A 17,176-nucleotide genomic window follows, 5' to 3' on the forward strand; every position below is an offset into this window, starting at 1 on the left:
TCCCAGACGCCGGTCAGGGGTGCTGGGTCGCGTGGCGCAGCAGGGGCCATGCCGTGACGATGTCGCCGTGACGCCGGCGTAGACGGATGGGGCGTAGCGTCGGCGGGTATGGCCGATGCAGCAGAGGTCTACCGCGCCCGCCCCACCGACGCGGAGATCGCCGAAGTGCTCTCCCAGCGAGCCGTCGCCGCCCTCGGCACGCTCAACGCCGACGGCTCGATCCACCTGACCTACGTGATCTTCCTGCACCACGAGGGCCGCGTGTACTTCGAGACCTCGTCAGTGACCCGCAAGGCCCGCAACGCCGAGCGCACCGGCCGGGCTTCGGTGCTGGTCCAGGGGCACGCGTCGAGCGGGCGCAGCCTGATGGTGTCGTTCGAGGGCACCGCGCGGGTCATCCGCGGGCCCGGGGCGCAGGAGCTCAACCACCGGTTGCGGGCCAAGTACATCAAGCCGGACGCCCTGGCCGACGTCGACCGGGCCTGGGGCCGCCTGGACGACGTCGCCATCGAGATCACGCCGACGGCACGGCGGGCCTGGTCCGGCTCCGCCCTGCACGAGGAGACGCAGCGCGAGCTATCCGTGCCGTACGGCGAGATCTGGCTAGGGGACTAGCAGGAGCACCTCCCGGGTCTTGGCGGCGTCGCGGGTGACGAGGCGGTAGGTGCCCGAGTCCGTGGCCTCGATCCGCCACTCCGCGCGCACCCCGAAGAGGCGGCGGCCGTGCCGGTCGACGATCCGGTAGAAGCCGTCGCCCGCGTGGACGAAGCGCCACGTGCGGCCGACGCGGGTGGTGTTGGCCGGGTCGGTGACGATTACGTCGCCGGCCGGCTGGAGGCGGAACTGCTGGCAGGCGTCACCCCGCCAAGTGGACGTCACCACGGCGCCGCCACATGCGTCCAGGACGCGGCCGGCGATCTTGTTTTCGATCCGGGACCAGCCGGCGTCGGTGGGCAGGGCGCGCAGCTTCTGGCAGTCGTTGTCGAGCCAGCCCCACTGGGCGACCCGGGCGCCGTCGGCGTCGACGCAGGCGGCGACCTCGGCGACCTTGTTGCTGTGCCGGTTGAGCAGGCTCGACCAGCCGGCGCCGCGGTACTCGAAGCGCCACTGCTGGCACGGATCCGCGGACGCGGGGGCGGCGAGCCGGATGTCGGCGCCCTCGTAGCCGCAGGTCGGGTTGGCCAGCACGCCGCCGCCGGCCCGGTCGACGAGCGTCATGTAGGCGGGGCCGTGCCCGAAGCCGCGGTTGCCGCTGAGCGGGTCGCCGAGCCTCGGCCAACCGCCCTCCCACGAGACCGGCCGGACCGAGCCCTTGGGCAGCGCTCCGTCGGCCGCGTCGTAGTAGTGGTGGACGTAGAGGGCGCCCGCGTACACGTCGCCGCCGCCGGTGCCCTGGAAGCCGTTGTATCCGCGCAGCAGCACGGTGCCGCCGCCCTGGAGCATCGGCACGCCGTCACGGTCGACGTAGGGGCCGTGGATGCTCGTGGCGCGGCCGACGACCACCTGGTAGTCGGAGTTGACGCCGCGGCAGCAGAAGTCGAAGCTGGCGAAGAGGTACCAGTATCGTCCCTTGCGGACGATCGACGGGCCCTCGATGGCCGCGCCGCCGCGAGAGGCGAGCGAGTAGAGCGTCGGGTCCACACTCGACAGCAGGCCGGTCACCCGGTCGAGGCGGCGCATCTTGATGCCGTCCCAGAACGAGCCGAACGACAGCCACGGCACCCCGTCTTCGTCGAAGGCGACGTCGGCGTCGATGGCGTTGAAGTTGTCGGTGCCGCGCGAGCGGAGCACCATGCCGCGGTCGACCCACCGGTAGTCGGGGCTGGCCGGGTCGAGGGTGGCGTTGGTGGCAAGGCCGATGACGGAGTTGTTGGTGCCGAACGACGAGGCCGCGTAGTACAGGTGGTACTCGCCGTCGAAGTAGTTGAGGTCGGGCGCCCAGAAGTCGCCGGGCGTGATGCCGAGCTCGTCGACCACCCACTGCGGCGGGGTCGCGAAGACCGTGCCGAGGAACTCCCAGTGCACCAGGTCCTTGGAGCGGCGGATCGGCAGGTACGTGCGGGTGCCGATGTCGCCGGTGATGATCTCGTAGTAGTAGCGGCCCTGCTTGAGGAGCGTGGGGTCGTGGGCGATGGGATCCGGCGACGTCGCCGCCGAGGCACTGGTGGGCACCAGCATGACGGCGAGTGCGGCCAGCACCGCCAGCGCGCGCCTCATCGCGACACCTCCAGGCGGACGGCGCTCCACGAGACCGGCGGCAGCACGACCCGCAGCGCGGCGCCGTCGACGGAGACGGCTTCCGCCGCCCGGAGCGTGACGCGGTCGGGCTCGTCGACGGTGTTGGTGGCGCGGATGTCGTCGTCGGCCAGCGTCCACGCCTCGGCCAGGCGCCGCTCGCCGTCGAAGAGGTGCAGGTCCACGGTCAGCTCCACGGGGTCGCTCTGGTCACGGTTGACGGCGAAGACGACCACGTCGCCGCTCTCGGCATCGTAGGTCGCGACGGCGTCCACAAGGGACACCTCGCCGTGCTTCGCGGTCGCGTAGGTGGGCGCGTCGAGCCGGGTGTGCAGCACGCTCCCCCGGGCCAGCGCCGCGGTCTTCGCGAACGGGTGGAAGATGGTCTGCCGCCACGCCGGCCCGCCCGGCTCGGTGCGGATCGGCGCGATGACGTTGACGAGCTGCGCCTGGCAGGCGGCGGTGACCCGGTCGCTGTGCCGCAGCAGCGAGATGAGCAGGTTGCCGACCACGACCGCGTCGGCCACGTTGTACTCGTCTTCGATGATCCGTGGCGCGACCGGCCACCCGTCGTCGCCCTCCTGCCCCTGGAAGCGGGACAGGTACCAGACGTTCCACTCGTCGAAGGAGATGTTTATCTTCTTCTTGCTCCGCAGCCGGGCACCCACGCTGTCGGCGGTGGCGACGATGCTGTCGACGAAGTGGTCCATGTCGACCGCGCTCGCCAGAAACGAGCCCAGGTCGCCGTCGACCTCCTCGTAGTAAGCGTGGCAGGAGACGTAGTCGACCACGTCGTACGCGTGCTCCAGCACCGTGGTCTCCCAGCTGCCGAACGTCGGCATCGACGAGCTGGAGCTGCCGCACGCGACAAGCTCCAGCCCCGGCTCGGCCGAGCGCAGCGCCCGCGCGGTGGCGGCGGCGAGCAGCCCGTACTCGTGGGCGGTCTTGTGCCCGGTCTGCCAGGGGCCGTCGAGCTCGTTGCCGAGGCACCACATCGTGATGCCGTACGGCTTCGCCGCGCCGTTCGCCCGCCGCAGCTCGGACAGCGCCGTGCCCTCCGGGTGGTTGACGTACTCGTGCACGTCGAGGGCCTCCTGCACGCCGCGGGTGCCGAGGTTCACCGCGTACATGATCTCGACCTCGGCCTTGCCGGCCCACCGCACGAACTCGTCGATGCCAACCTCGTTGGTCTCGATGGAGTGCCAGGCGAGGTCGCGCCGGCGCGGTCGCCGCTCGCGCGGGCCGACGCCGTCCTCCCACCGGTACCCGGAGACGAAGTTGCCGCCCGGGTAGCGCACCAGCGTCACGCCCAGCTCCCGGGTCAGCGCGAGCACGTCGGTGCGAAACCCGTCCTCGTCGGCGAGCGGGTGACCCGGCTCGTAGAGTCCGGTGTAGACACACCGCCCGAGGTGCTCCACGAAGGAGCCGAAGGTGCGGCGGCGGACCGGGGCCACGACCGCGGCCGGGTCGAGGACGCAAGATGCAGCGCGCATGTCATCCCTTCGAGGGGTCACTTGAGGGCGCCGATGGTGAGCCCACCGCGCCAGTATCGCTGGAGCATCAGGAACGCGACGATGAGGGGAACGATGGCGACGAGCGCGCCCACGACGATGACGTTGAAGAGCGCCGGGCCGGCGTTGCCGAGGGTCGCCTGCTGATACCAGGTGCGCAGCCCCACGGTGAGCGGGAAGAGGTCGTTGTCGCTGAGCATCACCAGGGGCAGGAAGAAGTTGTTCCAGGTGGCCACCATCGTGAAAAGCAGCACGGTGACCAGCGCGGGCCGCATCGCCGGCAGCGCCACGCTCCGAAACACCCGGAGCTCGCCCGCGCCGTCGATGCGGGCCGCCTCCAGCATCTCGTCCGGCACCGAGTCGTGCGCGTAGACCCGCAGCAGGTACACGCCGAACGGGTTGAGCAGCGACGGCAGGATCACCGCCCACACGGTATCGGTGAGGCCGGCCTCGCTCATCAGCAGGTAGGTGGGGAGCACGAGCGCGGTCGCTGGCACCATGATGAGGCCGAGCAGCGTGGCGAAGAGGATGTTGCGGCCGGGAAAGCGCAGTTTGGCGAAGGCGTACCCGGCGAGCGCGGCGACCGCGGTGGCGCCGACGCCGCTTGCCACCGAGTACAGCGCCGAGTTGCGCAGCCACTTCAGGTAGACGCCGCCCTCGTTGCTGAAAAGCGTCGAGAGGTTGTCGAAGAGCTTGAAGTCGTCGCTGAACCACAACGGCGCCGAGCCAAACAGCCCGTCGTTGTCCTTTGTGGAGGCGACGAGCAGCCACCAGAAGGGCAGCAGGAAGTACACCGCCATGACCGCCATGACGGCGTGCGAGGCGATCCGGCCGCCGGTGGTTCTCGCTGGCCTGCTCACCGCAACGCGCTCCTTCGGCGGGTGACGAACAGGAATATGTACGACCCGACGAACACCACCGCGCCGAGCAGGAACGAGATGGCGGCCGAGTAGTTGTACTGCTGGTACGAGAAGGCCTGGTGGTAGGCGTACACGTTGGGGGTGTAGCTGTTGGTGATCGCGCCCGGGTTGAGCGGCTGGAGGATCAGCGGCTCGGTGAAGAACTGGAGCGTCCCGATGATGGTGAAGATCGTGACGAGCACGATCGCGGTCGAGATCATCGGGGTCTTGATGCGCAGCGCGGTCTGCACCGCGCCGGCGCCGTCCATCCGGGCCGACTCGTAGACCTCGCGCGGCACACCCTGGAGCGCCGCGTACAGCACGATCATGTTGTAGCCGGCCCACTGCCAGGTGACGATGTTGCCGAGCGAGTACAGCACCGTGCCGGACGAGAGGAAATCCGCGCGGAACGGGCCGGTGTTGGGGCTGTAGAGGAAGCCCCACATGAGCGTGCCGATGACCACCGGCACCGCGTACGGCACGAACGCGGCGAGCCGGAAGATCCGGGAGAACCGCGACGTCACCTCGTCGATCAGCAGCGCCGCGGCCAGCGCGATCCCGATCATCACCGGCGTCTGCACCGCGCCGAAGACCAGCACCCGCACCACGCCGCGGCGAAACTCGGGGTCGTTCAGCGCCTGCCGGTAGTTGTCGAGCCAGGCGAAGACCTCACCTTCGACCAATGTGGAGCGGTAGAGGCTCAGCTTGGCCGCGTACAGCATGGGCAGCAGCAGGAAGAACACGAGCAGGACCGTGAACGGGGCGACGAAGAGCCACCCCGCCACGGCCTGCCGGCCCACCTTCGGTCGACGGGCGACAACACTCATGAGGCGACCTTGAAACCTTGCTGTGAGGCGTAGGTGGTGATGTTCTGCTGCGCGGTGTCGAGCGCGGCCGTCCAGGAGGTCTTCTTCTCGATGGCCTGGTTGAGGTTCGTGGTCAGCTGGTTGAAGTAGTAGCTGTTGAACGGGCTCCACTGAAACTCGCCGATCCCGTTGTACGCCGGCACGAAGACCTCGTTGACCTTCTGGCCGCCGAAGAACTCGTACTCCTTGGTGACGAAGTAGTCCCACTCCAGGATCGGTGTGGCGGTCGGGAAGAGGAACGCCTCGTCGATGCCGATCTTCCAGGCGTCCTTGTTGGCGCCGAAGATCTCCATCGCCACCTTCGTGGCCTGCTCGGGATACTTCGTCTGGTCGGTCACCGCGAACGACGAACCGCCCCAGTCGCCCTGCGCGTTCTCCCCCGCGTTCCACTGTGGAATGGGAGCGGCCCGCCACTTGCCCGAGGTCGTCTTGGCCACGCTCGCCAGGTAGCCCGGGCCCCAGCCGGCCGCGATGTACGTGGCGTACTTGCCGCTGCCGAGCCCGGCGTACTGGTCGGTGGTGCCGTAGGCGACGGTGTCGGCGAGTCCACTGTCGACCATGTCCTCCCAGTACGCCATCACCTTCTTCGCCGGGTCGTTGTTGAGCCGGACGCCGACGTTCGGCGACTGGGCGGCCGTGTACTCGAAGGGCCGCGCGCCCGCCTGCCACATGAGCCCGGTCATGAAGCCGCCGTCGTTGGCGCCGAAGTCGGTGATGAAGCTGCCCGGCGCGGCGGCCTTGAGCTTCTGCGCCGTCTCCTTGTACTCCGCCCACGTCTTCGGGACGGTGAGCTTGTGCTTCTGGAAGATGTCCTCGCGGTAGAGCATCGCCATCGGGCCGGCGTCGACCGGGACGGCGTAGACCGAATCGCCGTTGCTGACCTGCTTCCAGGCCCAGTCGACGTAGTTGCCCTTGATGTCGTTGGCGCCGTACTTGCCCATGTCGACGAGGTGCTTGGTGAGCTGGAACGTGGGCAGCTCCTGGAACTCCAGCATCGCGACGTCGGGCGCGCCCTTGCCGGCCTTGAGCGCGGTCTGGAGCTTCGTGTACTGGTCCTGCCCGGCGCCCGCGTTCTCCCACTCGATCTGCACGTCGGTGTGGGTGCGGTTGAAGAGGTCGACCACACCCTGGAACGCCGGGTACCAGGCCCAGACTTTGATCTTGACGGGCCCGCTCGGCTCTTCGCTGTCGTCGCCACCGCCACAGCCGGCGACGACAAGTGCGGTCGCGGCCAGGAAAGCGGTCAGCAGAAATCGAATCCGGCTCCGTTCTACACTGAAGTGCCTGACACTCATCGGTCCCTCCGAGGGGATTCGAAACGCTTCACACGCGTGTTAGGTAGGCCGGCCCGCGGTGCTGGCACACCAAGGGCCGGCCGTCGAGTCTCGCCGTGGCTCACGGCCGCTGTGCTGCGGGAATGGGCTTTCATCCACCCCGCCCTGCTACGATTTTGCAGCGCTGCAAACAGCATGCACTCATCGACGATGGTGGACAAGGGGTAACGTGCCGGAAACTTCAGGTCGAGGCACATCGACGAACGGAGGCCCATGCGACGAGGACGGGAGGTAACCCTCCGCGACGTGGCCGAGCTGGCGGGCGTCTCCAGCCGCACGGTGTCCAATGTGGTCAACGGCTACGCGAACGTCACCGAGCGCACCCGCCTGCGCGTGCAGCAGGCCGTCGAGCAGCTCGGCTACACCCCCAACGTGCTCGCCCGCAACCTCGCCCGCGGCCGCTCCGGCCAGATCGCCGTCGTCGTGCCGTACCTGGACACGCCGTACTTCTCCGAGCTGCTCCAGGGCATCATCCGCGCCGCCCGCGTGCAGGGCTACAACGTGCTGATCGACCAGACCGACGGCGACCGCGAGCACGAGCGCATGCTCATCAACCACGGCTCCAGCCGGCTGCTCTTCGACGGCGTCATCTTCAGCCCGCTCGGCCTGTCGCAGGAGGCGCTCGCCGACCGCGACCCCGGCCTGCCGCTGGTTATCCTCGGCGAGCGGGTCAGCGACGGCACGTTCGACCACGTCGGCATCGACGACGTCACCGCCTCCCGCCAGGCCACCGAGCACCTGCTCGACCTCGGCCGCACCCGGCTGGCGGCGATCGGCGACCAGCCGTACGAGACGGGCGAGGCGGCACAGCTGCGCACCCGCGGCTTCCGCGAGGCGCACGAGCGGCGCGGCCTACCCGTGCACGAAGACCTGATCATCGGCACGCCGCGGTTCAACCGGGTGGACGGCGCCGGCGCGATGGCCCACCTGCTCGACCGCGACCACCCGCCGGACGCGGTCTTCTGCTACAGCGACCTGGTGGCGCTGGGCGCCATCCACACGCTGGTGAGCCGCGGGCTGCGGGTGCCCGAGGACGTGGCGGTCATCGGCTACGACGACATCGAGGACGGTCGCTACTCCAACCCGACCGTCACGACCATCTGCCCGGACAAGGAGATGATCGCGACGACGGCGGTCGAGCGGCTGCTGCTGCGCATCGGCAGCGCCACTCCCCCACCCGGCCTCGAGCTGCGCGCCCCGCACCGCCTGATCGTGCGGGAGAGCACCGCCGGCCGCGCCTCTACCATGATCGGATGAGGTCTGTTCTGGTCACCGGCGGCTCGCGGGGCATCGGCGCGGCCATCGTGCGCGCCTTCGCCGCCGGCGGCGACCGCGTCGCCATCCACCACCGGACGTCCGCCGACCTGGCCGAGTCGCTCCGCGCCGAGCTGCCCGGCGAGGGCCATGTCGTGGTCGACGGCGACGTCGCCGACGCGGGCGCGGTCCGCCGCTTCGTCGACCAGGCGGCGAAGGCGATGGGCGGGCTGGACGTCGTGGTCAACAACGCCGCGGTGTTTCCGCCGCACCCGGTCATCGCCACGTCGTACGAGGAGTGGCAGCAGGCCTGGCGGCACACCTTGGCGGTCAACCTCGTCGGTCCGGCCAACGTGTGCTGGTGCGCGGTGCGGCACATGCGGCCCGGTGGCCGGATCGTCAACGTCTCCTCGCGCGGCGCCTTCCGCGGCGAGCCCGACCAGCCGGCGTACGGTGCGAGCAAGGCCGGCCTCAACGCCCTCACCCAGTCGCTCGCCCTCGCCCTCGGCCCGCAGGGGATCGCGGTGACCGCGGTCGCGCCGGGCTTCGTGGAGACCGACATGACCAACGAGCACCTCAAGGCGCCGCGCGGCGACGGGATCCGCGCGCAGAGCCCGTTCAACCGGGTGGCCAAGCCCGCGGAGATCGCCGCCGCCGTGCACTACCTGGCCTCGCCCGAGGCGGAGTGGGCCAGCGGCGCCGTCCTCGACCTCAACGGCGCCTCCTACCTGCGCTGACCCCCGGGTCAGTCGGCCGCGGACATCCAGTTGTCGTCCGGGCCGAGCAGCCGGTGCGCGGCCTCCAGGCCGGTCAGGGCCGTGCCGTAGGCGGCGAGCTCGCGCTGGTAGTGCTCCACTTTGGAGTACCAGAACTTGAGCTCGGGGTTCATCGACTTCAGCTCGATGTAGTTGACCACGTCCGTTTCGGGGGTAATGCCCCGGCGTGCCTGCGTCTGGTTGAAGTGGGTCCTCGCCCGCTCGTACCTGTCGTTCATCGCGGCGAGCCCGGCCTCGGCCTTGGCCAGCCGGCCGCGCAGGTAGTGGACGTACTCGCGGTAGGCCAGGGAAACGACCTGGTCCTCAAGGGAGATCGACATGGCGATCGCTTTCGATTGGCGCGTGAATGTCGTGATCGCTCTACCCCGTCGCACCCTCATGTATGCGTGATGAGCGCCACCGCGTTGTTCCAGGCGTCGGTGGCCCGCGTCCCGAGCCGCGACCGGTCGATCGCCCACGACTCGAGGCCGGGCACGACCACGCGGACCACGTGTGCCGGGATGCCGGGCGGAGACAGGTCGACGACGACGGCGCGCGCCAGGCCGGCGGCGCGGAGGCGGTCGAGCAGAAACCGGACGTCCGCGGCGATGTCGTCGCTCGGGTAGGTCGGCAGCGCGGACGCATCCAAGATCGCCGCCTCGTCCACAGTAGACTCCACGCCGGGGCCGCCGGCGGCACGGAGCTGGGCGCACTCGGTGATCGCGCGGGTGAGTGCGACCTCCAGGTCGGGGTGGGTGCCGAACCCGGAGTGCTGGCGCCCACCCTCGGCCGCCACGGCCAGGATGCTGGGCACGCCGAGGTCCGTCGCGATCGACCGCAGCCGCGGCTCGACGTCGGCACCGGCGAAGCCGGCCACGAGCGCCCGCGCCCGCGCCGGCAGCGTGCCGGGGTCGAGCCACTCCGTCTCGGGCACACCGTCCACGATGGAGCGCATCCGGTCGCCGGTCACCTCGGCCAGCGTCATGGCGTCCCGCTCGACCACCTCGCAGAGCGCGTGGCAGACCGCCTCCTCCACGCTGTTGCCCGAGGCCAGGCCGTTGGTGGTGGTGACGGTGTAGCAGTGCGGGGACGCGGGCTGCGGCCCGTACGCCACGGCGCCGTGCGGCACCAGCACCGGCTCGTCGTGGAGCAGGTCGTGGCCGGTGACCCAGAAGACGGGCGCGTCGTCGGTGTACTCCGGGTGCGGCGCGAGGTTGTGGTCGGCCGGGCGGACGGCGGCGCGGCCCGCGGCGGCGAGCTCGGCGTACGAGGCGATCGCGGTGGGGCGCAGCGGCAGCCAGGCGGCGAAGCGCTCGACCGCCTCCATCACCGCCGAAGCCCGCGCCTCGGCCGGGGTCAGGCCCTTTCCGCCGTAGACGGGGACGTCGTCGACGGACCGCGGCAGCAGGGCGGTGAAGACCGGGATGCCGAGGCGGTCGTGGCCGGTGACGTCGACGACCTCGGTGATGCCGGCGCGGGCGAGGTGCGGCCGGATCCGCTCGTAGGTCTCCTCGGCCGTGCACTCGCGCTGTGTGCCACGCGCCTTGGGCACCCGGTCGCGCAGGCGCACCGTCAAGCGGGCCGCACGCGGCAGGCGTTGGGCATGGTGCGGCAGAGGTTGGCGCCGGCGTCGGTCACCCGGCACCGGCTGACCACGTCGGCGCAGCCGGCCACCACCACCCGGCACGGGCTCACGCCGCCCGGCCAGGCCGCCGCCGTCACCCGGCACAGGCGCGCGCCGCCACGGCCGGCGGGAACGTCGAGGCTCTCCAGCAGCTCTTGCAGCTCATCGGGTCGCAGACCGTCGATCTCCATCGAACCCTCCCCCAGCGCAGGCTCTCGATCCCCGCATCGTAGGACCGCGCCGCGCCGCGCACAGTCGCCTATCCGGCCGGAACCCGCAGGCGCCGAACCGGGGAGGCGACCAGCGCGACGAGGCCGACGGCCACCGGCACGGCGAGCACGACGTAGGCCGCGCGGACACCCGCGAGCTCGGCCACCCCGCCGCCCACCAGCGCGCCGAAGGGGGTGCCGCCCCAGGAGATCATCCGGCCGGTGGTGTTGACCCGCCCCTGTAGCTCGTCGGGCGTGAGCTGCTGGCGGACGGTGATGCCGTTCATGTTGCCGGCGCCGCGCCCCAGCTCCCAGGCCGCCCACAGCAGCAGCGCGCCGGCGAACACCGGCGTGACCGCGAGCCCGAGCAGCGCCAGCACGAACAGCGCGTACGCGACGATGGAGACCTTGCCCGCGCCGAGCGTGCGGGCCGCGCGCGGCAGCAGCACGGCGGCGGCCAGGCCACCGACCGCGGCGGCGCTGTAGAGCAGGCCGACCCGGCGGTCCGGCGAGCTCAGCCCGAGCACCTTGTCGGCGTGCACGACGAGCAGCCCGGAGGCGCCGCCCCCGGCGAGGTTGAGCCCGAAGCCGGTCAGGCTCATCGTGCGGATGACCGGCTGCCGCCACAGGAAGCGCAGCCCCTCGGCGATGTCCGCCCGCACGTGCGACTCCGCGCGGACCGGCGGGTCGAGGTCGGTCCCGATCCGCACGAGGAGGGCGGCGGAGACCAGGTAGGTGGCGGCGTCGCCGGCGAGGACCACCGCGGGGTCGGCCAGGCTGGCGAGCAGGCCGGCGGCGGCCGGGACCGCGATGGCGAGCACGATCTCGGTCGACCAGATCAGGCTGTTGGCCGCGGGCAGCCTCGGCTTGCCGACGAGCCGCGCGAGCGCACCCCAGGCGGCCGAGTCGAACCAGCAGAACCCGCACCCCACGCCGAACGCGACCGCCAGCACGTGCCCGACCGTCAGCACGCCGAGCGCGTGCGCCAGCGGCACGGTGGCGAGCAGCGCCGCGCACGCGATGTCGGCGCTCACCATCATCGCCTTGCGCCGCAGGCGGTCGGCCGCCGCACCGGCGAACAGCCCGAAAAGCAGGTACGGCAACGCTTCCAGCCCGACGACCGCGGCGGTCAGGGCGGGCGAGTCGCTCGTCTGGTAGGTCAGCAGCGGCAGCGCCACCGCGCTCGCCACGGTGCCGGCGAACGACGTCGAGCGCGACACGAACCAGCGCCGGAAGTCCCGCTCGGCCAGCAACCGCCCCGACGCCTCCACCGACACCCGGCCACCCTATATAGAGACCTTTTGGAGTCGGGGTAGCTTCGGCCCCCTCTGGATCCCTACTTGGACAGAAGATGTGAGCTACCGCGACGCCCGTCGTGGTCCAGGCCGTTGCTCCCGCGGCCTCACCCGTCCGCCGCTGGTCACGCTCACCCCAGCGGCTGCGCCGGGCCTCACGGGCCCCGGCCGGGGGTAGGTGCGCGCGGGATGCCTTTGCTCTGCTTCCTACAGTGGGCCACCCCCATCGACCCACCGCCGCACGCACGACGGCGTGAACGCAGCGGTGCGCTCAGCTCGACAGCCTTCCCAACAGACCAGCCACAACCGGCCCGCGAAGGCCCCCATCTCGCCGAAACCCCCGGCCGTCCACTGCCAGCTCCGCGAGACAAGCCCGAAGGCGTCCGTCGCGGACCCTACCTCCGCCATCCTGACGCACCGTCACCAGCCCAGAGGTCGGGACTTCGAGATCTAGGAGACTTGGGGTTGAAATAGCGCCCTACTCTCCTAGATCTCGAATCTCGCGCGGCTCACACCCTCGTGGCGGTTACACGCGGCGACGACAACCCCGTTGCTTTCCCGGATCGCCGATCCGGGAATAGACATTGTGGACAAACGTCGACCAACGGCGCGACCAGCGGCGGACGGGTGAGGCCGCGGGAGCAGCGGCCTGGACCACGACGCACATCGCGGTAGCTCACATCTCTGTCTAATAGGGATCGAAGCCACCCCGACTCCGAAACGTCGTAGAGCGCTACATGCCGTCCGTCTTGAGGGGGTACGGGATGAAGGTGCTGCGGTTTTCGTCGAGGTCCAGGCGGCGGCCGATCGGGGCGGCGGCGCGCTGGGCGCAGGTGAGGCGCTCGCAGGTCTTGCAGCCGGGCCCGATCGGGGTGGCGGCGCCGGTCGCGTCGAGGTCCATGCCGTCGGAGTAGACGAGGCGGCCGGCGTGGCGGGTCTCGCAGCCGAGGCCGATCGCGAAGCTCTTTCCGGGCTGGCGGAAGCCGCCGCGGTGGCGGGTCACGGTGCGGGCGATCCACAGGTAGCGCTGGCCGTCGGGCATCGCGGCGATCTGCCTCGTCACCCGGCCGGGCGCGCTGAACGCCTCGTAGACGTTCCACAGTGGACACGTGCCGCCCGAGCGGGAGAACGGGAAGCCGGTGGCCGACTGGCGTTTGGACATGTTGCCGGCGCGGTCGACGCGCACGAAGGAGAACGGCACGCCGCGGGCCTTGGGGCGCTGGAGGGTGCTGAGCCGGTGGCAGACGGACTCCCAGCCCATCGCGAAGTGGTTGGTGAGCAGCTCGATGTCGTAGCGCATGGTCTCGGCCGCGGTGAGGAAGCGCTGGTAGGGGAAGATGAGCGCGGCCGCGAAGTAGTTGGCCAGGCCGACCCGCATGAGGATCTGGGTCTGCGTGTCGTCGACCTGCTCCTCCTCGATGATCTCGTCGATGATGTCGGCGCACTCCAGCAGGCCGATCTGCGCGCCGATGCGGCTCGCCTCCTGGCCCGGCCGCAGCGACGTGGAGAGGTGGAGCGTGCGCGTCTCCGGGCGGTAGCGGTGCAGCTCGCCGGCGAGCGCCGCGGCGTCGTCGCGGGTGATGCGGATGCCGTGCCGCTCGGCGAGGCGGTCGGCCAGCACCGCGCGGGTCTCGCCGCGCCGCACGCCGATCCGCTCGGCGAGGGCCTCGGCCGCCTCGTCGAGGTCGGGGATGTAGTTCTGCCGGCGGTAGAAGAAGTCGCTCACCTGGTCGTGCGGGCTGCGCCCGGCCACCAGCTCGCGGTCGCCGAGGATCTCGGCCAGCTGGTCGCCGGCCTGGCGGTAGCGGCGGTGCAGCTCGATCACGGCCTCGGCCACCTCGGGCAGCTTGGTGGCGAGCTCGGTCAGGTCGGGCACGGTGACCCGCGGCGGCAACGCCTCGCGCAGGTCGTGTACGAGTCGGGGGGTGTCGTGTGGCGCGAAGAATGTCGTGTCGACGCCGAACAGCTCGGTGATGCGGATGAGCACCGGCACGGTCAGCGGCCGCGCGTCGTGCTCGATCTGGTTGAGGTAGCTGGCCGAGATGCCAAGCTGCCGGGCCAGGTCGACCTGGCTGATCGTGCGGTCTTCGCGCAGGCGTCGCAGCCGTGCCCCCGCGAATGTCTTGGTCATCACGACAGATTAGCAGGCTTGAAAAGGAGTGAATTCGCAAGTTTGCAAAATCGCGTAGAGGCTTCTCAATAATTGGCTGTTTCCGTCCCTTTACGGGTCGACGGCCCGGATGCGAAGTTCTGCGAATGAACACGAACGCGCAACGCTTGCAGGACGAGTGGACGACAGACCCGCGTTGGCGAGGCGTCGAGCGGACATACACGGCCGAAGACGTGGTGCGCCTGCGCGGCGCGATCCAGGAGGAGCACACGCTGGCCCGCCGGGGTGCCGAGCGGCTGTGGGCGCTGCTACACGACGAGCCGTACGTGCACGCGCTCGGCGCCCTCACCGGCAACCAGGCGGTGCAGATGGTTCGCGCCGGCCTCAAGGCGATCTACCTGTCCGGCTGGCAGGTGGCGGCGGACGCCAACCTCGCCGGGCACACCTACCCGGACCAGAGCCTCTACCCGGCCAACTCGGTGCCCGCGGTCGTGCGCCGCATCAACAACGCGCTGCTGCGCGCCGCCCAGGTCACCACGGCCGAGGGGGCCGAACCGCCGTTCGACTGGCTGGCGCCGATCGTGGCCGACGCGGAGGCCGGTTTCGGCGGCGTGCTCAACGCGTACGAGCTGATGACCGCGATGATCGCCGCCGGCGCGGCCGGCGTGCACTGGGAGGACCAGCTCGCGTCGGAGAAGAAGTGCGGCCACCTCGGCGGCAAGGTGCTGATCCCGACCGGCCAGCACATCCGCACGCTCAACGCCGCCCGGCTCGCCGCCGACGTGTCCGGCATCCCGTCGGTGATCGTCGCGCGCACGGACGCGCAGGCGGCCACGCTCATCACCACCGACGTCGACGAGCGCGACCGGCCGTTCGTCACCGGCGAACGCACGGCCGAGGGCTTCTACCGGGTCCGCGACGGCATCGAGCCGTGCATCGCGCGCGGCATCGCCTACGCGCCCTACGCGGATCTACTGTGGATGGAGACCAGCACGCCCGACCTCGAGGTGGCCCGCCGCTTCGCCGAGGCGGTCAAGCGCGAGCACCCCGACCAGCTCCTCGCGTACAACTGCTCGCCGTCGTTCAACTGGCGCAAGCACCTCGACGACGCCACGATCGCCAAGTTCCAGCGCGAGCTGGGCCACATGGGGTACAAGTTCCAGTTCATCACCCTCGCCGGCTTCCACGCGCTCAACTACTCGATGTTCGACCTCGCGCGCGGGTACGCGGCCGAGGGCATGCCGGCCTACGTGTCGCTCCAGGAGCGGGAGTTCGCCGCCGAGGCGGACGGCTACACCGCGGTGAAGCACCAGCGCGAGGTGGGCACCGGCTACTTCGACCTCATCAGCACCGTGCTCAACCCGGACGCCGAGACCACCGCCCTGCGCGGCTCGACCGAGGAGGCCCAGTTTTCATGAGAATCCAGGTCACCGGACGCATGGAGGACCGCTTCGGCGAGGTCCTCGACCAGAAGGCGCTCGACTTCCTGGTGGCGCTCGACGGGGAGTTCGCCACGCGGCGGGTGCAGGTGCTCGACACCCGCCGCGCCCGGCGGGCCCGCTACGCGGAGGGCCAGCTGCCCGGGTTCCTGCCCGAGACGCGGGCGATCCGCGAAGACCTGTCGTGGCGGGTGGCGCCGCCGGCACCGGGCCTGGTCGACCGGCGCGTCGAGATCACCGGCCCGACGGACCGCAAGATGACCGTCAACGCGCTCAACTCCGGCGCCAAGGTCTGGCTGGCCGACTTCGAAGACGCGACGTCGCCCACGTGGCACAACGTCATCAGCGGCCAGCTCAACCTGATCGACGCCATCGACCGCCGCATCGACTTCACCGCGCCGAACGGCAAGCGTTACGAGCTCGGCGACGACCCGGCCACCATCGTCGTGCGGCCGCGCGGCTGGCACCTCACGGAGAAGCACATCGTCGTCGACGGCCGCCCGATCTCGGCCAGCCTCGTCGACTTCGGGCTCTACTTCTACCACTGCGCGCAGCGACAGATCGACGCCGGCCGCGGCCCGTACTTCTACCTGCCGAAGCTGGAGAGCCACCTGGAAGCGCGGCTGTGGAACGACGTCTTCCGCTTCGCGCAGACCTATGTGGGCATTCCACAGGGGACGATCCGCGCCACGACGCTCATCGAGACCATCACCGCGGCGTTCGAGATGGAGGAGATCCTCTACGAGCTGCGGGAGCACTCAGCCGGTCTCAACGCCGGCCGGTGGGACTACATCTTCAGCATCATCAAGAACTTCGGCAACCGCGACGACTTCGTGCTGCCCGACCGCTCGGCGGTCACCATGACGGTGCCGTTCATGCGCGCGTACACCGAGCTGCTCGTCCGCACTTGCCACCGCCGCGGCGCGCACGCCATCGGCGGCATGGCGGCCTTCATCCCCAGCAAGGAGCCGGCGGTCAACCGGGTGGCCATGGACAAGGTCCGCGCCGACAAGGACCGCGAGGCCGGCGACGGCTTCGACGGCTCGTGGGTCGCGCACCCGGGCCTGGTGCCGGTGTGCCGGGAGGCGTTCGACACCGCGCTCGGCGACAGCCCCCACCAGATCGACCGCCTGCGTGAGGACGTCACCGTGACCGCCGACGCGCTCCTCGCCGTCGACCGGACGCCGGGCCAGGTCACCTATCACGGCGTCCGCAACAACGTCGCCGTGGCCCTCCGGTACATCGACGCCTGGCTGAGCGGCACGGGCGCGGTCGCCATCTTCGACCTGATGGAGGACGCGGCCACCGCCGAGATCGCCCGCTGCCAGATCTGGCAATGGATCCACCACGGCACGCCGCTGGCCGGCGGTGGCCACGTCACCGCCGACCTGGTGCGGTCCATGATGGACGAAGAGCTGGCCGCGCTCCGGCTCGACCGCGGCCCGAGCGACCAGGGCCGGCTCGCCGAGGCGGCCGCCATCTTCGCCGCCGGCGCGCTCGGCGAGGAGCTGCCGCCGTTCTTCACCATCGAGGCCTACGCCCGCCACCTCGTCGGCCAAGCCTGACCCGGCCACCGGCGAGACCTGGGCTGCCGCGACGTCCGTCGTGGTCTCGATGGCCGACGGGACAACACCGGAGGGTTGTG

Annotated in this window: 15 protein-coding genes; 5 read left to right on the forward strand and 10 right to left on the reverse strand. The window is 70.6% G+C overall.

Going from position 1 to position 17,176, the window contains the following annotated elements; all coding sequences use genetic code 11:
- Nucleotides 1–108: 108 nt before the first annotated feature.
- Nucleotides 109–615 carry a pyridoxamine 5'-phosphate oxidase family protein gene (locus tag AC5L36_RS18290; protein ID WP_441217532.1) on the forward strand — a complete coding sequence of 169 codons (507 nt, stop codon included), beginning with the start codon at nucleotides 109–111 and terminating at the stop codon, nucleotides 613–615.
- Here the strand turns inward: AC5L36_RS18290 and AC5L36_RS18295 are convergent.
- From AC5L36_RS18295 to AC5L36_RS18315, 5 genes are read right to left on the reverse strand one after another with little or no spacing between them, the layout of a single operon-like run.
- A complete protein-coding gene (locus AC5L36_RS18295) occupies nucleotides 604–2,217 on the reverse strand; it encodes a family 43 glycosylhydrolase (RefSeq protein ID WP_441217534.1) in 1,614 nt (537 codons plus the stop codon). The two genes, AC5L36_RS18290 and AC5L36_RS18295, sit on opposite strands and share 12 nt — an antisense overlap.
- Nucleotides 2,214–3,728: an arabinosylfuranosidase ArfA gene (gene arfA, locus AC5L36_RS18300; RefSeq protein WP_441217536.1), complete on the reverse strand. Its 1,515-nt coding sequence runs from the start codon at nucleotides 3,726–3,728 to the stop codon at nucleotides 2,214–2,216. Before arfA ends, AC5L36_RS18295 begins: the two co-directional genes overlap by 4 nt.
- 17 nt (nucleotides 3,729–3,745) lie before the next feature.
- Nucleotides 3,746–4,606, reverse strand: a complete 861-nt coding sequence (locus AC5L36_RS18305; protein ID WP_441217538.1) for a carbohydrate ABC transporter permease — start codon at nucleotides 4,604–4,606, stop codon at nucleotides 3,746–3,748.
- The gene (locus tag AC5L36_RS18310) at nucleotides 4,603–5,472 is read right to left on the reverse strand and encodes a carbohydrate ABC transporter permease (protein ID WP_441217540.1); all 870 of its coding nucleotides are present in this window, start codon (nucleotides 5,470–5,472) and stop codon (nucleotides 4,603–4,605) included. The genes AC5L36_RS18305 and AC5L36_RS18310 overlap by 4 nt, the downstream gene beginning before the upstream one ends.
- Entirely contained in the window at nucleotides 5,469–6,806 is a 1,338-nt protein-coding gene (locus AC5L36_RS18315; protein ID WP_441217542.1) for an ABC transporter substrate-binding protein, read from the reverse strand. Before AC5L36_RS18315 ends, AC5L36_RS18310 begins: the two co-directional genes overlap by 4 nt.
- 252 nt (nucleotides 6,807–7,058) lie before the next feature.
- On the opposite strand from AC5L36_RS18315, the gene AC5L36_RS18320 reads away from it, so the two are divergent.
- Both AC5L36_RS18320 and AC5L36_RS18325 read left to right on the forward strand, forming a co-directional pair.
- The gene (locus AC5L36_RS18320) at nucleotides 7,059–8,102 is read left to right on the forward strand and encodes a LacI family DNA-binding transcriptional regulator (protein WP_441217544.1); all 1,044 of its coding nucleotides are present in this window, start codon (nucleotides 7,059–7,061) and stop codon (nucleotides 8,100–8,102) included.
- On the forward strand, nucleotides 8,099–8,836 hold the full coding sequence (locus AC5L36_RS18325) for an SDR family NAD(P)-dependent oxidoreductase (RefSeq protein WP_441217546.1): 738 nt from the start codon (nucleotides 8,099–8,101) through the stop codon (nucleotides 8,834–8,836). Before AC5L36_RS18320 ends, AC5L36_RS18325 begins: the two co-directional genes overlap by 4 nt.
- An 8-nt stretch (nucleotides 8,837–8,844) precedes the next feature.
- Here the strand turns inward: AC5L36_RS18325 and AC5L36_RS18330 are convergent, their stop codons facing one another.
- The 5 genes from AC5L36_RS18330 to AC5L36_RS18350 form a co-directional block, all read right to left on the reverse strand.
- Nucleotides 8,845–9,195 carry a hypothetical protein gene (locus AC5L36_RS18330; protein ID WP_441217548.1) on the reverse strand — a complete coding sequence of 117 codons (351 nt, stop codon included), beginning with the start codon at nucleotides 9,193–9,195 and terminating at the stop codon, nucleotides 8,845–8,847.
- Nucleotides 9,196–9,251: 56 nt separating this feature from the next.
- Entirely contained in the window at nucleotides 9,252–10,424 is a 1,173-nt protein-coding gene (locus AC5L36_RS18335; RefSeq protein WP_441217728.1) for a YcaO-like family protein, read from the reverse strand.
- A gap of 2 nt (nucleotides 10,425–10,426) precedes the next feature.
- The gene (locus AC5L36_RS18340) at nucleotides 10,427–10,669 is read right to left on the reverse strand and encodes a hypothetical protein (protein WP_441217550.1); all 243 of its coding nucleotides are present in this window, start codon (nucleotides 10,667–10,669) and stop codon (nucleotides 10,427–10,429) included.
- 68 nt (nucleotides 10,670–10,737) lie between these two features.
- On the reverse strand, nucleotides 10,738–11,964 hold the full coding sequence (locus tag AC5L36_RS18345; RefSeq protein ID WP_441217552.1) for an MFS transporter: 1,227 nt from the start codon (nucleotides 11,962–11,964) through the stop codon (nucleotides 10,738–10,740).
- A 751-nt stretch (nucleotides 11,965–12,715) separates the two neighbouring features.
- Nucleotides 12,716–14,113, reverse strand: coding sequence for a short-chain fatty acyl-CoA regulator family protein (locus tag AC5L36_RS18350; protein WP_441217554.1), 1,398 nt, complete (start codon nucleotides 14,111–14,113; stop codon nucleotides 12,716–12,718).
- A 125-nt stretch (nucleotides 14,114–14,238) separates the two neighbouring features.
- On the opposite strand from AC5L36_RS18350, the gene aceA reads away from it, so the two are divergent.
- Nucleotides 14,239–15,510: an isocitrate lyase gene (aceA, locus tag AC5L36_RS18355; protein ID WP_441217556.1), complete on the forward strand. Its 1,272-nt coding sequence runs from the start codon at nucleotides 14,239–14,241 to the stop codon at nucleotides 15,508–15,510.
- On the forward strand, nucleotides 15,507–17,096 hold the full coding sequence (aceB, locus tag AC5L36_RS18360; RefSeq protein ID WP_441217558.1) for a malate synthase A: 1,590 nt from the start codon (nucleotides 15,507–15,509) through the stop codon (nucleotides 17,094–17,096). The genes aceA and aceB overlap by 4 nt, the downstream gene beginning before the upstream one ends.
- Nucleotides 17,097–17,176 lie beyond the last annotated feature (80 nt).

Source organism: Phytohabitans sp. LZ39, assembly GCF_059359075.1.

Excerpts from the sequence above, each read along its gene's own strand:
- AC5L36_RS18290 (WP_441217532.1), top strand. The coding sequence starts at position 109 with ATGGCCGATGCAGCAGAGGTCTACCGCGCCCGCCCCACCGACGCGGAG.
- AC5L36_RS18295 (WP_441217534.1), bottom strand. The coding sequence starts at position 2,217 with ATGAGGCGCGCGCTGGCGGTGCTGGCCGCACTCGCCGTCATGCTGGTG.
- arfA (WP_441217536.1), bottom strand. The coding sequence starts at position 3,728 with ATGCGCGCTGCATCTTGCGTCCTCGACCCGGCCGCGGTCGTGGCCCCG.
- AC5L36_RS18310 (WP_441217540.1), bottom strand. The coding sequence starts at position 5,472 with ATGAGTGTTGTCGCCCGTCGACCGAAGGTGGGCCGGCAGGCCGTGGCG.
- AC5L36_RS18315 (WP_441217542.1), bottom strand. The coding sequence starts at position 6,806 with ATGAGTGTCAGGCACTTCAGTGTAGAACGGAGCCGGATTCGATTTCTG.
- AC5L36_RS18320 (WP_441217544.1), top strand. The coding sequence starts at position 7,059 with ATGCGACGAGGACGGGAGGTAACCCTCCGCGACGTGGCCGAGCTGGCG.
- AC5L36_RS18325 (WP_441217546.1), top strand. The coding sequence starts at position 8,099 with ATGAGGTCTGTTCTGGTCACCGGCGGCTCGCGGGGCATCGGCGCGGCC.
- AC5L36_RS18330 (WP_441217548.1), bottom strand. The coding sequence starts at position 9,195 with ATGTCGATCTCCCTTGAGGACCAGGTCGTTTCCCTGGCCTACCGCGAG.
- AC5L36_RS18340 (WP_441217550.1), bottom strand. The coding sequence starts at position 10,669 with ATGGAGATCGACGGTCTGCGACCCGATGAGCTGCAAGAGCTGCTGGAG.
- AC5L36_RS18350 (WP_441217554.1), bottom strand. The coding sequence starts at position 14,113 with ATGACCAAGACATTCGCGGGGGCACGGCTGCGACGCCTGCGCGAAGAC.
- aceA (WP_441217556.1), top strand. The coding sequence starts at position 14,239 with ATGAACACGAACGCGCAACGCTTGCAGGACGAGTGGACGACAGACCCG.
- aceB (WP_441217558.1), top strand. The coding sequence starts at position 15,507 with ATGAGAATCCAGGTCACCGGACGCATGGAGGACCGCTTCGGCGAGGTC.